Source organism: Acidovorax sp. FJL06, assembly GCF_003852545.1.
Classification (GTDB): domain Bacteria; phylum Pseudomonadota; class Gammaproteobacteria; order Burkholderiales; family Burkholderiaceae_C; genus Acidovorax.
Window position 1 is genome coordinate 1 of the sequence record NZ_QAJR01000025.1, and the last position, 14,683, is coordinate 14,683.

The window sequence follows — 14,683 nt, forward strand, 5'->3', positions numbered from 1 at the left end:
TAGAAGGGCGTTTTGCTTTGGGGGGGATGAAAATGCTGCCCTGATGGCTTCAACCCTGTTTTCGCTATGCAACTACAAGACATTTTGTATTCCCAGGGGTTTGGCACGCGCCGCGTCTGTGCGGGATTAATCCAGCAAGGCTGGGTGTCTGTGCGCGAGTCATCTTTGGATGCCGAGTACCGCCCGTGCACAGACGCGGTTGCCGAGTACGATCCCGATGGTTTGCTTCTACGGGTGCAGGGCGTCGATTGGCCCTATCACGCCAAAGCCTATGTGCTTTTGCACAAGCCGGCAGGGACCGAATGCTCCCAACAGCCGTCGACCTATCCCAGTATCTACACCTTGTTGCCGCCGCCGCTGCGCCAGAGGCCGACGAAGAGTGCCGTACAAGGGATTCAGGCCGTTGGGCGCCTGGATCAGGATACGACGGGGATGCTGCTGCTGAGCGACGATGGCCAGTTCATCCATCGGATGAGTTCACCCAAGAAGCATGTTCCCAAGGTGTACCAGGTCACGACCAAGCACCCAGTGGATGCATCTCAGGTGTCCAAGTTGCTGGCGGGGGTGGTGCTGGATGATGACCCCAAGCCGGTTCGCGCTGCTGCCTGTGAGGTGGTTGCCAGCCATCGCCTGGATTTGACCTTGACGGAGGGCAAATACCACCAGGTCAAGCGCATGCTGGCTGCTGTGGGTAACCGGGTGGAAGGGCTGCATCGCTCCCGGATCGGTGCCATGGACTTACCGGACGATCTGGCGCCGGGCGCGTGGCGATGGCTCAGCGAGGACGATCTGCTGTGCTTGACTCGCAGTCCCTGAGTTGGCGGGCGTATCACGGGGTCCCACGCCGCAGGCACCGCCTGCGCAGAGACGGCCCGGGGGCATGATTTTTATCAATGTTCACGCCATATCGAGGATGCTACTTGCGCAGGAGTCGATCGCGGGCGGGCGCAGAGCTACACTCAAGGGCTGTGTTGAAAGTGGTTCTGTGAAGATTTTTTCGATTGCACGTGTGTGTCTTGCCCTCTGTGGGCTCTGCTTTTCCATTGGGAGTGCCGTGGCGCAGGTGCCACCGCTGTTCGTTCTCAACTCCCTGGAGGCGAACGTCAGCGTCATTGATCCGGCGACATGGACCGAAACCACCCGGATTCCCACGGGCAAAGAGCCGCATCACCTCTATCTGACGCCAGACGAGAAGTCCGTCATCGTGGCGAATGCACTGGGCGATACGCTGACGTTCATTGATCCCCGTACCGCCCAGGTCCAGCGCACTGTACGCGGCATTGTGGACCCGTACCACCTGCGTTTCAGTCCTGACATGAAATGGCTCATCACGGCGGCCAATCGCCTGAACCACGTGGATTTTTACCGTTGGGATGGCAAGGAGTTGGCTCTGGTGCAGCGCGTTGCCACGTCGCGCACACCCAGCCATTTGTGGATCGACAGCCGCAGCACCACGGTGTACTCGACCATGCAGGACAGCGATGAATTGGTCGCCATTGACATTGCCACGCAGACCGTCAAATGGCGCACCAAGACCGGTGCCATGCCTGCGGATGTCTATGGCAGCCCGGACGACAAACGCGTGTTTGTGGGCCTGACGGGCAGCGACAGCGTTGAGGTGTTCGACGTGTCGGGACGTGAGCCTGTCAGCATTAAAAAGATCAAGACCGGCAATGGCGCGCATGCGTTCCGCTCTGCCGGCGATGGCCGCCACCTTTATGTGAGCAACCGGGTTGCCAATTCCATCAGCAAGATCGACATGGTCACGCAGCAGGTGGTGGAGTCCTACCCTGTGCCGGGTGGTCCCGACTGCATGGACGTGTCTGCCGATGGCCGCTTCATCTACGTGAGTTCGCGTTGGGCCCGCAAGCTGTCTGTGGTGGACACCGAGACCAAGAAGGTCGTGCGGCAGGTGGCGGTGGGCAAGTCGCCCCACGGCGTATGGACGCTGCACCACGCGCCACGTTGAACGCTGAGGCCTGTCCATTCATGCGGGTCGGTGCGCTGGGTGGATGTTCTTGGTTTGCTGCGTTTTTGATAGCATTACCCGCTTTGCTGGCAAGCGCTAGTGCGGCCAGTGTGCAAATGGCGGCCGCTGCCCCACCGGATTGCCAGAAACCCCTGTACCTGACGTTTGATACCGGCCACATGGAGATTGCCCCATTGGTGGCCGATGTGTTGAACCGCCAGCAGGTCCGCGTGACCTTCTTCGCCGCGAATGAACGCACGAAGGAGGGGGACGGCAGCCTGGGCGAGCACTGGGCTCCCTGGTGGCGCGCGCGTGCGACCGAGGGGCATGAGTTCGCCTCCCACACCTGGGACCATACCTATTGGCGCGCAGACCTCGGCGATGCGCACAACCCGGCGTTTCGCGTGCGTCCTTCTGCCGGTGCGCGGGAGGGGCAGGATTCTGTGCTGTCGGCGGCCGAATACTGCGAAGAGATTGCCCGCGCTTCCCGTCGCCTGAAGGTGGTGACGGGCAAGCCTCCGCTGTCACTGTTTCGTGCGCCCGGAGGAAAAACTTCTCCCCAGCTGATTGCCAGCGCGCAGGCCTGCGGTTTTGCGCATGTAGGCTGGTCGCCTGCCGGGTTTCTGGGGGATGAGCTGCCCAGTGAACGCGCCAGTAACGCGGCCCTGCTGCGCAAGGCGCTGCGCGAGGTGCGCAGCGGCGATATTCTGTTGGCACATCTGGGGATCTGGTCGCGCAAGGACCCTTGGGCGCCGGCCGTGCTGGAGCCCCTGATTGTGGGCCTCAAGCAGCAGGGCTTCTGCTTTCGTACCTTGCGGGAGCACCCCCGGTATGGCGCAGGCCGCTAATGGACAAAATGCGCAGCATGGCGATGGGCTGCGAGGACGCCGGTGCGCGATGGCGCCGGGCTTGTCGCCTGTATTCTGACAATGGAGTGTGACGTGATGGGCTGGCTCGGTGCCTGGTTTGACGGTGTGCAGCAGTGGCTTTTCGAGAGCGTGCTGCAGCCACTGATGTTCTCGATGGGGCAGGCCAACCTGCTGGAAAACGGCTATGAGGCCTCCGGCTGGCTGCTGGTAGGCCTGCTGCAACTGGTGGTGATCGTGGCCGTGATCGGCCCGCTGCAGCGCCTGTGGCCGGTGGAGCCGGTGACCAACCGTGCCACCGTCCGCACCGACATCCTTTACACGCTGATCCATCGGCTGGGCGTGTTTCGGTTGGCATTGTTCTTCTCGGTGGACCCGTTGGCCGATTCCCTGTTTGGTGCCTTGCGTGTGGCCGGGGTCAGCACGTTCCAGCTGGATGGCATCTGGCCGGGCATCACCGACATCCCCTGGGTCAGCCTGCTGCTGTATCTGGTGGTGTTCGATTTTGTGGACTACTGGATCCACCGGGGCCAGCACCACTTTGAATGGTGGTGGCGCCTGCATTCCCTGCACCATGCGCAGCAACAGATGACCATGTGGAGCGACAACCGCAACCACCTGCTCGACGACCTGCTGCGGGACGCGATTTTGGTGGTCGTGGCGCAAACCATCGGTGTGGCCCCGGGGCAGTTCATTGCCATCGTGGCCATCACCCAGCTCAGCGAGAGCTTTCAGCATGCCAATGTGCGCTTGTGGTTCGGCCGCTGGGGCGAGCGCCTGTGGGTCAGCCCGCGTTTCCACCGCCTGCACCACAGCATCGGCATTGGCCACGAGACTGTGAAGCCTGCGGTGGCGGTATCTGGCGGCATGCCGTCTGCAGGGCCCCGCGTCGTGCTGGGGGGGCACAATTTCGGGGTGTTGTTGCCCTGGTGGGACATGCTGATGCGCACCGCCAACTTCGAGTGGCGGTTTGACCCCACCGGCGTGCGTGATCAGGTCGAGCCCGATGCCCAGGGCCGGGTGCGCGACTATGGCAAAGGGTTCTGGTCCCAGCAATGGCGGGGTGTCCTGCGGCTGCTGGGCAAAGCCTGAGCCGCCCGGCGAGCGCTCAAGGTATGCTTGCCGGCATGGGACTCCTGCTTGATTCATTCTGGCGCGCCGCGGCCTATTGCCTGCGGCCACGCGTCATTGTCCTGTCGCTGTTGCCGCTGCTGCTGATGGTGGCCTTGGCATTGGGCCTGGGCTACTTCTACTGGGATGCTGCGGTCCTGGGCATGCGCTCACTGCTGGATGCCTCCACGCTGCTGGCCAGCGTCTGGGGCTGGTTGCAGGGCTGGGGCATGGGGGATGTCACGGCTGTGATGGCGCCCCTGATGGTGGTCCTGGCCGTGGCGCCTGTCCTGGTGGTGGTGTCGCTGCTGGCAGTGGCGGTGCTCATGACGCCCGCGTTGGTGGCCTTGGTGGCCGACCGGCGCTTTCCGAACCTGGAGCGCAAGAAGGGCGGTTCTTTCATCGCCAGCGTGGCCTGGTCGGTGAGCTCTACCGTGCTGGCGCTGGTGGCTTTGGTGGTGTCGATCCCGTTGTGGCTTGTGCCGCCGCTGGTGCTGGTGCTGCCGCCCTTGATCTGGGGTTGGCTCACCTACCGGGTGATGGTGTTTGATGCGCTGGCCGACCATGCCAGCAAGGAGGAGCGGCAGGAGATCTTCCGCCGCCACCGCAGCAGCCTGTTGGGCATCGGCATCGTCACCGGCTATCTGGGGGCTGCGCCCAGCATTGTGTGGGCCTCCGGCGTGGTCTTTGCTGCGGCGTTTTTTGTGCTCGTGCCGCTGGCCATCTGGATCTACACCCTCGTTTTTGCGTTCTCGTCGCTCTGGTTCACCCACTATGGCCTGGCTGCACTGCAGCGCCTGCGGGCCGAGTCCGCCGGGTTGGCACCAGTGGCCGCCCCGCCCGTTGCGCTGGATGGGGTCGGAGCGCCAGCTGCGGCGGCACCTCCTGTGGCGTCTTTGCCTGCTGCTGAACCCCCAACCCGTGGAACCCCTGCACCATGACCCCTTCTTTCGGCCTCATCATCGTGGGCGATGAAATCCTGTCGGGCAAACGGGCCGACAAGCACATGCCCAAAGTGATCGAGCTTCTGGCGGCGCGCGGCCTGTCACTGGCCTATGCAGATTACGTGGGCGACAACCCCGACCGGATCACAGCCACCTTGCAGCGCGCCTTCGCTTCGGGCGATGTGGTGTTCTCGTGTGGCGGCATTGGCGCCACACCCGATGACCACACGCGCCAGTGCGCGGCCCGGGCCCTGGGGCGCGATCTGGCCCTGCACCCAGAGGCCGAGGCCCTGATCCGCGAACGCATGCAGGATGTTGCGCGGGAGCAGGGCGTGCCCTACGAGGCCGACCGGCCCGACAACATCCATCGGCTCAACATGGGGGTGTTTCCGGCAGGGGCCTGCATCATTCCCAACCCGTACAACAAGATCCCGGGTTTCAGCTGCGACGCCCCGGGGGGCGGTGCCGTGCACTTTGTTCCGGGCTTTCCCGTGATGGCCTGGCCCATGATCGAAGGGGTGCTCGACCAGCACTATGCGGCGTTCTTCAACCGCATCCCTCAGACCGAGCAGTCGGTGGTGGTTTATGGCGCCATGGAGGCGGCATTGACGCCTCTCATGGAGCACATCGAAAAAATGCATCCGCAGGTGCGGGTGTTCAGTCTGCCCAGCGTAGATCATCCACAATACGGGCGGCACATCGAACTGGGCGTCAAAGGGCCTGCGCCTTCGGTTCCTGCTGCATGGCAGGAACTAAAAAAAGGATTGCACGATTTTGGTGCAAATTGCGGCCCCGAGTTGGTGCGTAACCTGTGATGTTCAGTGTCGATCCATGGATTGCACTGTTTTGGTGCTTTTTGATGGATGCCGTGCCAGCCCGCAGTCTGCGGCGCTCCTTCATAGTGCGGTAGCGCACTCGGCTGGCACGCAAACTGCTTTTATTTCGACAAAATCTTTTTTCAACAAGCGCTTTACCCAGGAGAACCTGATGGCCAAGACCGTTGCAGACGTGATGAAGATGGTGAAGGAAAACGAAGTCAAGTTCATTGACTTCCGTTTTACCGACACCCGTGGCAAACAACAGCACACCACGGTGCCCGTCTCTCACTTCGACGAAGACAAGTTCATTTCGGGCCACGCCTTTGATGGTTCGTCGATTGCCGGCTGGAAGGGCATCGAAGCCTCCGACATGCAGCTGATCCCCGATCCCAGCACGGCCAACATCGATCCTTTCTTCGAAGAAACGACGCTGATCCTGACCTGCGACGTGATCGAGCCCACCGACGGCAAGGCCTACGACCGCGACCCTCGCTCCATCGCCAAGCGCGCTGAAGCCTACCTGAAGGCCTCCGGCCTGGGCGACACCGCCTACTTCGGTCCCGAGCCAGAATTCTTCATCTTCGACGGCGTTCGCTGGAGCACTGAGCCCAACAACACCTTCTACGAAATCGACGAATACGAAGCCCCCTGGAACACCGGCGCCAAGCTCGAAGGCGGCAACCGTGGCCACCGTCCCACCGTCAAGGGCGGCTACTTCCCCGTGCCTCCCGTTGACAGCACGCAAGACATGCGCGCCGAGATGTCCCTGATCCTCGAATCCCTGGGCATCCCGGTCGAAGTGTTCCACCACGAAGTGGCGGGCGCCGGCCAGAACGAAATTGGTACCCGTTTCAGCACGCTGGTCGAGCGCGCCGACTGGACCATCCTGCAAAAGTACGTGATCCACAACGTGGCCAACGCCTACGGCAAGACCGCCACGTTCATGCCCAAGCCCTACCACGGCGACAACGGTTCCGGCATGCACGTGCACCAGTCCGTCTGGAAGGACGGCAAGAACCTGTTCGCTGGTGACGGCTATGCCGGTCTGTCGGACTTCGCGCTGTACTACATCGGCGGCATCATCAAGCACGCCCGTGCCCTGAACGCCATCACCAACCCCGGCACCAACAGCTACAAGCGCCTGGTGCCCCACTTCGAAGCCCCGGTGAAGCTGGCCTACTCGGCCAAGAACCGCTCGGCCTCCATCCGCATCCCTTACGTGGCCAACCCCAAGGGCCGCCGCGTGGAAGCCCGCTTCCCCGATCCACTGATGAACCCCTACCTGGGCTTCGCAGCCCTGCTGATGGCAGGTCTGGACGGCGTGGAAAACAAGATCCATCCCGGCGAAGCCGCCACGAAGGATCTGTACCACCTGCCTCCAGAAGAAGACAAGCTGGTGCCCACCGTGTGCCACAGCCTGGACCAGGCCCTGGAGCACCTGGACAAGGACCGCGCGTTCCTGACCAAGGGTGGCGTGTTCACCGACAGCATGATCGATGCCTACATCGACCTGAAGATGAACGAAGTGACCCGCTTCCGCATGGCCGTGCACCCTGTCGAGTACGACATGTACTACTCGCTGTAATCGTCTGCCTGCAGACCATTGCTCAGAAAAAGGCGGCGCAAGCCGCCTTTTTTCATGGGGCCGGATGCGTCTGTGCGGCCCGTGGCGGAACCAAGGGGGTGGGTGTTGCATCCTTGGATAAACCCCTGCCCAGGTCCGCCCTTGCTCGATTGGCGATGTGTGGCGATTGGTGGATACTCCTTTCTCTCCTGCATGTCCATGCGAGGAACCTGAATGAAAAAAACGCTCATCACCCTGCTACTCATTGCCTCCACGGTTCCGGCCGCGTGGGCGCAAGACCGCATCTACCGTTGCGGCAACGAATACACGAACAACGCCAGCCAGGCCAAGGAGCGTGGTTGCAAGCTGGTGGAAGGGGGCAATGTCACCGTGGTGCAAGGCAGCCGGCCGGCATCGGGCGCGGCGCCTTCGTCCTCTGGCAGCGCAGCCGCTACCTCGCCCGCCACAGCCCCCAAGGTCAGCAACAACGACCAGAAGGCCCGGGACTCCGATGCCCGCGCCATCCTGGAATCCGAGCTGCGCAAGGCCGAATCGCGCCATGCCGAACTCGTGAAGGAATACAACAACGGCGCCCCTGAGCGCAACGCGCTCGACCTGCGCAACCCCCAGCGCTACATGGAGCGCACGGCCGAACTCAAGGCCAGCGTGGCCCGCAGCGAGAGCGACATCGCAGGCATCAAGCGCGAGATCGCCCGCCTGCCTGCCCCCGCCAACTAACAATCCCCTCCTGCGTGTGAGCCCCCCTTCTTCTCCTGAACTGCCCGGCACCGATACCGGGCGCTTTCATTCGCTGGACCTGATGTCCACCCTGGTGGCGGTGCTGCGTGCCGATGATGGTGCCGTGCAGTTTGCCAACGCGGCCCTGGAAAACACCCTGGGCCAGTCGCGGCGCACCCTGGAAGGGGCCGACTTCTCTGCCTTTTTTACCGACCCGGCGCTCCTGCAGACCGCCCTGGCAGGCGCACGGGGCAAGGACTTTGCCGCGCTGCGCTACGAGGCCAGCCTGAAGCGCCTGCACCAGGAGCCCGTGCCCGTGCATGTCAACGTGGCCGATGCCGAGCAGGTGGGCGAGATCCTGGTGGAGCTGTGGCCCCTGGAGCAGCAGGCCCGCCAGGACCGCGAAGAGCGCCTGCGCGACCAGGCCCAGGCCAACAAGGAGCTGATCCGCAACCTGGCCCACGAGATCAAGAACCCGCTGGGCGGCATCCGGGGCGCGGCGCAGCTGCTGGAGATGGAGCTGGAAAGCCGCGAGCTGACCGAATACACCCAGGTCATCATCCACGAGGCCGACCGCCTGCAAAGCCTGGTGGACCGGTTGCTGGCGCCCCACCGCCACCCGCACCTGGTGGGCGACGTGAACATCCACGAGGTGTGCGAGCGCGTGCGTTCGCTGGTGCTGGTCGAATACCCGCAAGGCCTCAAGGTCCAGCGCGACTACGACACTTCCATCCCTGAGTTCCGGGGCGACCGCGCGCAGCTCATCCAGGCCGTGCTGAACATCGTGCAGAACGCAGCGCAGGCCCTGACCGACCGCATTGCGGCGGGCGATGCCGTGATCACGCTGCGCACCCGTGTGGCCCGCCAGGTCACGTTCGGCCGCCAGCGCTACCGGCTGGCACTGGAATTGCATGTCATCGATAACGGACCGGGCGTCCCCGATGCCATCAAGGAGCGGATTTTCTATCCACTGGTGTCGGGGCGGGACGGCGGATCAGGGCTGGGGCTGACGTTGGCGCAAACCTTCGTACAGCGCCACCATGGGTTGATCGAATGCGACAGCGTGCCGGGTCGCACCGACTTCCGCATCCTGATTCCGCTGCCTTGACAACCGCGCACGACGGTCCCTGACACGCAACCACAGGGAAGGTAAGAAAAACATATGAAGCCGATCTGGATAGTAGATGACGACCCCTCGATCCGCTTCGTCCTGGAAAAGGCGCTGGCCCGCGAGAACCTGCCCACGCGCAGCTTCACCCACCCGCGCGAGGTGCTCGATGCGCTGGCCGACATCACGGCGGGCGACCCCGCCCGCCAGGGCCCGCAGGTCCTGGTGAGCGACATCCGCATGCCCGGGGGCTCGGGCCTGCAGCTGCTGGAGAAGGTGCGCGAGCTGCAGCCTGGCCTGCCCGTCATCATCATGACGGCGTACTCCGACCTCGACAGCGCGGTGTCGGCCTTCCAGCGCGGCGCATTTGAATACCTGCCCAAGCCGTTCGACCTGCCCAAGGCCGTGGAGCTGATCCGCCGCGCGGTGGAAGAAAGCCAGCGCGAAGAGGTCACCGAAGAGCGCCAGACCGCCACCCCCGAAATGCTGGGCCAGGCGCCCGCCATGCAGGACGTGTTCCGCGCCATCGGGCGGCTCTCCCAAAGCCAGGTCACGGTGCTCATCACCGGCGAATCAGGCTCGGGCAAGGAGCTGGTGGCGCGCGCGCTGCACAAGCATTCGCCCGTGGCGGACGGCCCCTTTGTGGCCATCAACACGGCGGCCATCCCCAAGGACCTGCTGGAGAGCGAACTCTTCGGCCACGAACGTGGCGCGTTCACCGGCGCGCAGACCCAGCGGCGCGGCCGCTTCGAGCAGGCCGAGGGCGGCACGCTGTTCCTCGATGAAATCGGCGACATGCCGTTTGACCTGCAGACGCGCCTCTTGCGCGTGTTGTCCGACGGCCAGTTCTACCGCGTGGGCGGCCATGCGGCCGTCAAAGCCCATGTGCGCGTGATTGCCGCGACCCACCAGAACCTGGAGCAGCGCGTCAAGGAGGGCGGCTTCCGCGAGGACTTGTTCCACCGCTTGAACGTGATCCGCCTGCGCCTGCCCGCGCTGCGCGAGCGGCACGAAGACGTGCCCATGCTCACGCGCCACTTCCTGCAGCAAAGCGCGCGGCAGCTGGGTGTGGAGCCCAAGCGCATTGCCGATTCGGCGTTGGTGCGGCTGGAGCAATTCGCTTTCCCCGGCAACGTGCGCCAGCTGGAAAACATCTGCCACTGGCTCACGGTGATGGCGCCCGCGCAGGTGATCTCGCTGCAGGACCTGCCGCCCGAGGTGCTGGAGGCTCCGGTCTACCAGCCGTCTGCACGGGCTGGCGGCAGCGGCGCTGATGCATCCGCCGTGGTCACGGCGATGCCCGTGGCCCCCATCGCGGCGGCATCCCCCTCCGAGCTGGTGGGCGGGCTGCACCCCGCAGCGGCCCCGCCAGCCGGCATGGCGGGCGCGGGCCTGGCCTCGGCTGCTGCCACGCCCTCGTGGTCCACGGCCGATGCCACGCCGGCCCCGGTCGCGGCGGCTGTGGTTGCCTGCAGCTGGGAGCAGGCCCTGGAAACCGAAGCGCAGAAGCTGCTGGCGGGTGGTCAGCCCGAGGTGTGGGATGCGCTCACGCGGCGCTTTGAGTCGCGCCTGATCCGCACGGCCCTGGTGGCCACCCATGGCCGGCGCATGGAGGCCGCGCAGCGCCTGGGCATCGGGCGCAACACCATCACGCGCAAGATCCAGGAACTGGGGCTGGACGCGCCGGATGAGGCGTGAGCGCCCGCCTGACAGCCTGACAGCCTGACAGCCGGATAGCCGGATAGAAAAGAGCCCCTGGTAGCGGCAAGCTGCCAGGGGCTCTTTGGCTTGGGTGATTCAGAGATCAAGGTAGAAAATGCCGCTTGCGCTCGTCCCTATTGTCTTGATAGCTATTGAATTAGTAGCAAATCAACCCAGGGTGACGACCACCGGTGTGTGGTCGCTGGGCTGCGGGTTCTTGCGTGGGGCGCGGTCCACCACACAGGCCGTCACCGTGGGCTTGAGGGCCTCGCTCACCAGGATGTGGTCGATGCGCAGGCCCCGGTTTTTCTGGAAGCCCAGCATGCGGTAGTCCCACCACGAGAAGCTCTTTTCGGGCTGCTCGAACATGCGGAACGCATCGGTCAGCCCCAGCGCCAGCAGGGCCTGGAAGTGGTTGCGCTCTTCGGTGGTGTGGTGGATGGTTTCGCGCAGGCCTTCGGGGTCGTAGGAGTCGCGGTCTTCGGGCGCCACGTTGAAGTCGCCCACCAGCACCAGGCGCGGGTGCGCAGCCATCTCGGCGCGCACCATGTCCTGCAGCGCCTGCAGCCAGCGCATCTTGTAGGCAAACTTTTCCGAGCCCGGCTCCTGGCCGTTGACGAAGTAGCCGTTGAGCAGGCGCACGGGGCCCGCAGGCGTGTCCAGCGTGGCAGCGACGACGCGGGCCTGCTCATCCGCGAAGCCGGGGATGTTGCGCACCACGTCGCGCAGCGGGTGGCGGCTCAGGATGGCCACGCCGTTGTAGGTCTTTTGGCCAAAGGCTGCGGCTTCATAGCCCGCCTCCTTGAGCGCGTCGTGGGGAAACTTGTCGTCGGTGAGCTTGAGCTCTTGCAGGCACAGCGCATCGACCGGGTTGGCGGCCAGCCAGGCCAGCACCTGGGGCAGTCGCACCGACAGGGAGTTCACGTTCCAGGTGGCTATTTGCATGGATTTTTGGCCTTTGGCGCCCGTCCATCAAGCGCTATTAGCTATCAATAAGTGAGTAAATGGCGGTGGTGGTCAGGCCGCGCGCAGGTAGGTCACGAAGCTGAACGGCAGCCCGTTGCTGCCCACCTGGCGGCTGCTGCGTGCCGATTCTGCCCATTCCGGGCCCAGCGTAGGGGCGTAGGCATCGCCGTCGAAGGGCTGGTCGATCTCGGTCACTTCCACGCGGTCGGCCAGGGGCAGGGCTTCGGCGTAGATTTGCGCGCCGCCGATCACCCACACGGTCTGGCCCGCATCGCACTGCGCCAGGGCCTCGCCCAGGCTGCCCGCACGCAAAGCGCCCTCGGCCCGCCAGTCCGCCTGGCGCGTCACCACGATGTTGGTGCGGCCGGGCAGGGGGCGAAAGCGCGGAGGCAGCGAGTCCCAGGTTTTGCGCCCCATGACCACCGGGCAACCCTGCGTGAGCTGCTTGAAATGCGCCATGTCCTCGGCCAGGTGCCAGGGGAGCCGGTTGTCCCGGCCGATGACGCCATTGGCGGCGCGGGCGTAGATGAGGTGCAGGGGCATGGCGGGCAGTTCCTTGGTGGGGCGGCAGTCTCTCGGATGCCTCAGACGTGCAAGGCCGCGAGCACGCCCACGCCCAGGCCCACGGCGGCCACGCCGTACATGCCGTATTCGAGCCACTTCTTCCTGGTCAGCAGCGCAATCGCAGCCAGTGCAATCGCCACCTGCAGTGCGGTGGTGGCCTGGGCCCAGCGGTGGTGCTGGTGCATCTGGGCTTCGCTTTGCTGGTCGAAGGTGTGGGAGTCGGCTTCCAGCTTTTCGGCCACGGCCTTGATTTCGTTCTTTTCCTTTTCGTAGCGGTCCACCTTGCCCTGGTATTTGGCCTTTTCGGGCTCGGCAGGGGTCAGATCACGGGCCAGCTCGGCAAGCGACTGCTTGGTGCTCTTGGACTGGAAGTAATTCCACTGGTTGGAGGCTTCGGTCTTCTTGATGGCTGCGTCGTTCTTGAGCAGGCCGGCGTTGGCCTGCGTGGCCCCGCCCATGTACGAGAAGATGGCGCCCACCGTGGCGACGATGGCCGTGAACATGGCGATCTTGTTCATCGAAGAACCGTTGCCGCCCTCGGCGCCGTGGTCCGCGGCGTGGTCGCCGTGGGTGGCATGTTCAACTGCGTGGTCGTGGGGGCCGTGTACGTGAAATCCGCCGGAAGACATGGATGCAAGTTCTCGATGTGGACTGTGAAGAAAAAAGGCAGGGCGCAACCAGGGCGCCTTGCCCGTGGGGATCGGTCAGGGGTTGGGGGCTGTGCGGCGGCTTGCGGAGGTCAGACCGCCACGGGGGCCTTGATGGCCGGGTGGCACTGGTAGTCCACCACTTCGAAGTCTTCGTACTCGTAGTCGAAGATGCTGCTGGGCTTGCGCTTGATGTTGAGCACGGGGTAGGGGTAGGGCGTGCGCGCCAGCTGGGTCTGCACCTGCTCGTGGTGGTTGCTGTAGATGTGGCAGTCGCCGCCGGTCCAGATGAAGTCGCCCACATCCAGGTCGCATTGCTGGGCCACCATGTGGGTCAGCAGCGCATAGCTGGCGATGTTGAAGGGCACACCCAGAAAGATGTCGGCGCTACGCTGGTAAAGCTGGCAACTGAGCGTGCCGCGCCCGCCACTGTCCTGCGCCGGCGCCACATAGAACTGGAAGAACGCATGGCAGGGCATGAGCGCCATCTTGTGCAACTCGGCAACGTTCCATGCGCTCACGATGATGCGGCGCGAGTCGGGGTTGGCCTTGAGGGTCTTGATCACGTCGCTGATCTGGTCGATGTGGCCGCCGTCGGGCGTGGGCCAGCTGCGCCACTGCACGCCATAGACCGGGCCCAGGTCACCGTCCTCGCGCGCCCATTCGTCCCAGATGGACACACCGCGCTCTTTCAGCCAATTGTTGCTGCTGGAGCCGGTGAGGAACCACAGCAGCTCCTGGATGATGGATTTGAGGTGCACCTTCTTGGTGGTGACCAGCGGAAAGCCCTCTTTCAGGTCAAACCGCATCTGGTGGCCGAACACGCTGGTCGTGCCCGTGCCCGTGCGGTCCGACTTGTGCACGCCGTGGGTGAACACATGGCGCATGAAGTCTTCGTACTGGGAGCGCACGGGGCGGGCGGCTGCAGCGGCAAGGGGCTGGTTCATGGGGCGGGAGGAGGAGCTCATCACGGTGGATCGGTGCGAGGCACGCCGCCGCTAGGTGGCGATAGCCGGGCGCGCGCACTGCAGGATTTTATGCGGCTGGCGTGGGGCCTGTGCAGGAGGCTGGTGATTGAGGCGGGGCAATCTTAATAGGGCGATTTCGCATTTCATAGAATGCCTCAACAACAAGATCACCACGGAAGGCGCGTATGCGGCTCAAAGATTTTTTGCTTGTCGGAATGTTATGTCTTCCGCTTTGTTCAATGGGGAACGGTTTGACGTCCAATCTTCATCCGGAAAAATTCTGTTCGTTGGGCGCAAAGATTGGGATGCCAACAGGAGTTTTTGATAAGGGGGATTTCCCGGGATGCTCCAGCCAGCCGAAAGCGGTCACGCCTACTCCGGGGCGTAATCGCTTGAACAATACGCTGGCGTTCTATTCGCTATCGCAGCCAGGCCAAATCCACAAACTTGAGTACTTGTCTCTCATGCTCAATGTGAATAATCCGCAAGAAGCGTCGGGAGCTTATGTCGCGCTTTTGCCTGCCGCCAACAGGTTGGCTACAGAGGTGCTTGGTCACATTCCCAAAGGGCTTGAACAGGCAATCTTGGCTGGGCAAAGCAAACGGTGGAAATCTGCTGATTGGCTCATGGAACTCAAGCGAAAAGAATGGGCTCCGGCATCTGAAGGTCATCAGCTCACTTTGAGGTTGTATCCAGCAAATTAGATCTGCCCAAGATCAC

At 63.7% G+C, this 14,683-nt stretch carries 15 protein-coding genes; 11 read left to right on the forward strand and 4 right to left on the reverse strand.

Going from position 1 to position 14,683, the window contains the following annotated elements; translation table 11 throughout:
* The first annotated feature begins 66 nt into the window (after positions 1-66).
* The 10 genes from DBV10_RS14390 to ntrC all read left to right on the forward strand — a co-directional run bounded on the left by DBV10_RS14390 (position 67) and on the right by ntrC (position 10,815).
* Complete coding sequence (locus tag DBV10_RS14390; protein ID WP_124514307.1) at positions 67-816, forward strand: 16S rRNA pseudouridine(516) synthase; 750 nt, start codon at positions 67-69, stop codon at positions 814-816.
* 169 nt (positions 817-985) lie between these two features.
* On the forward strand, positions 986-1,969 hold the full coding sequence (locus DBV10_RS14395; protein WP_124514414.1) for a YncE family protein: 984 nt from the start codon (positions 986-988) through the stop codon (positions 1,967-1,969).
* 116 nt (positions 1,970-2,085) lie between these two features.
* Positions 2,086-2,817, forward strand: a complete 732-nt coding sequence (locus tag DBV10_RS14400; protein WP_124514308.1) for a polysaccharide deacetylase family protein — start codon at positions 2,086-2,088, stop codon at positions 2,815-2,817.
* A 96-nt stretch (positions 2,818-2,913) separates the two neighbouring features.
* The gene (locus tag DBV10_RS14405; RefSeq protein WP_124514309.1) at positions 2,914-3,927 is read left to right on the forward strand and encodes a sterol desaturase family protein; all 1,014 of its coding nucleotides are present in this window, start codon (positions 2,914-2,916) and stop codon (positions 3,925-3,927) included.
* A gap of 35 nt (positions 3,928-3,962) precedes the next feature.
* Positions 3,963-4,886, forward strand: coding sequence for an EI24 domain-containing protein (locus tag DBV10_RS14410; protein ID WP_233589930.1), 924 nt, complete (start codon positions 3,963-3,965; stop codon positions 4,884-4,886).
* On the forward strand, positions 4,883-5,704 hold the full coding sequence (locus DBV10_RS14415) for a molybdopterin-binding protein (protein WP_124514311.1): 822 nt from the start codon (positions 4,883-4,885) through the stop codon (positions 5,702-5,704). The genes DBV10_RS14410 and DBV10_RS14415 overlap by 4 nt, the downstream gene beginning before the upstream one ends.
* A gap of 172 nt (positions 5,705-5,876) precedes the next feature.
* The gene (glnA, locus tag DBV10_RS14420) at positions 5,877-7,292 is read left to right on the forward strand and encodes a type I glutamate--ammonia ligase (protein WP_124514312.1); all 1,416 of its coding nucleotides are present in this window, start codon (positions 5,877-5,879) and stop codon (positions 7,290-7,292) included.
* A gap of 213 nt (positions 7,293-7,505) precedes the next feature.
* Positions 7,506-8,009, forward strand: a complete 504-nt coding sequence (locus DBV10_RS14425) for a hypothetical protein (protein ID WP_124514313.1) — start codon at positions 7,506-7,508, stop codon at positions 8,007-8,009.
* Positions 8,010-8,091: 82 nt separating this feature from the next.
* Positions 8,092-9,117 carry a nitrogen regulation protein NR(II) gene (gene glnL, locus DBV10_RS14430; protein ID WP_124514415.1) on the forward strand — a complete coding sequence of 342 codons (1,026 nt, stop codon included), beginning with the start codon at positions 8,092-8,094 and terminating at the stop codon, positions 9,115-9,117.
* 54 nt (positions 9,118-9,171) lie between these two features.
* A complete protein-coding gene (gene ntrC, locus DBV10_RS14435) occupies positions 9,172-10,815 on the forward strand; it encodes a nitrogen regulation protein NR(I) (RefSeq protein WP_124514314.1) in 1,644 nt (547 codons plus the stop codon).
* A gap of 171 nt (positions 10,816-10,986) precedes the next feature.
* On the opposite strand, the gene xth is transcribed toward ntrC, so the two are convergent.
* The 4 genes from xth to DBV10_RS14455 all read right to left on the reverse strand — a co-directional run bounded on the left by xth (position 10,987) and on the right by DBV10_RS14455 (position 13,942).
* Positions 10,987-11,763 (reverse strand): exodeoxyribonuclease III, encoded by a 777-nt coding sequence (gene xth, locus DBV10_RS14440; protein WP_124514315.1) that lies wholly within the window; start codon positions 11,761-11,763, stop codon positions 10,987-10,989.
* Positions 11,764-11,835: 72 nt separating this feature from the next.
* Positions 11,836-12,327 (reverse strand): dihydrofolate reductase, encoded by a 492-nt coding sequence (locus DBV10_RS14445; RefSeq protein WP_124514316.1) that lies wholly within the window; start codon positions 12,325-12,327, stop codon positions 11,836-11,838.
* Positions 12,328-12,368: 41 nt separating this feature from the next.
* Complete coding sequence (locus tag DBV10_RS14450; protein ID WP_124514317.1) at positions 12,369-12,977, reverse strand: DUF4337 domain-containing protein; 609 nt, start codon at positions 12,975-12,977, stop codon at positions 12,369-12,371.
* A 110-nt stretch (positions 12,978-13,087) separates the two neighbouring features.
* Entirely contained in the window at positions 13,088-13,942 is an 855-nt protein-coding gene (locus DBV10_RS14455) for a thymidylate synthase (RefSeq protein WP_124514318.1), read from the reverse strand.
* A 206-nt stretch (positions 13,943-14,148) separates the two neighbouring features.
* On the opposite strand from DBV10_RS14455, the gene DBV10_RS14460 reads away from it, so the two are divergent.
* Positions 14,149-14,667 carry a hypothetical protein gene (locus tag DBV10_RS14460; RefSeq protein WP_124514319.1) on the forward strand — a complete coding sequence of 173 codons (519 nt, stop codon included), beginning with the start codon at positions 14,149-14,151 and terminating at the stop codon, positions 14,665-14,667.
* Positions 14,668-14,683 lie beyond the last annotated feature (16 nt).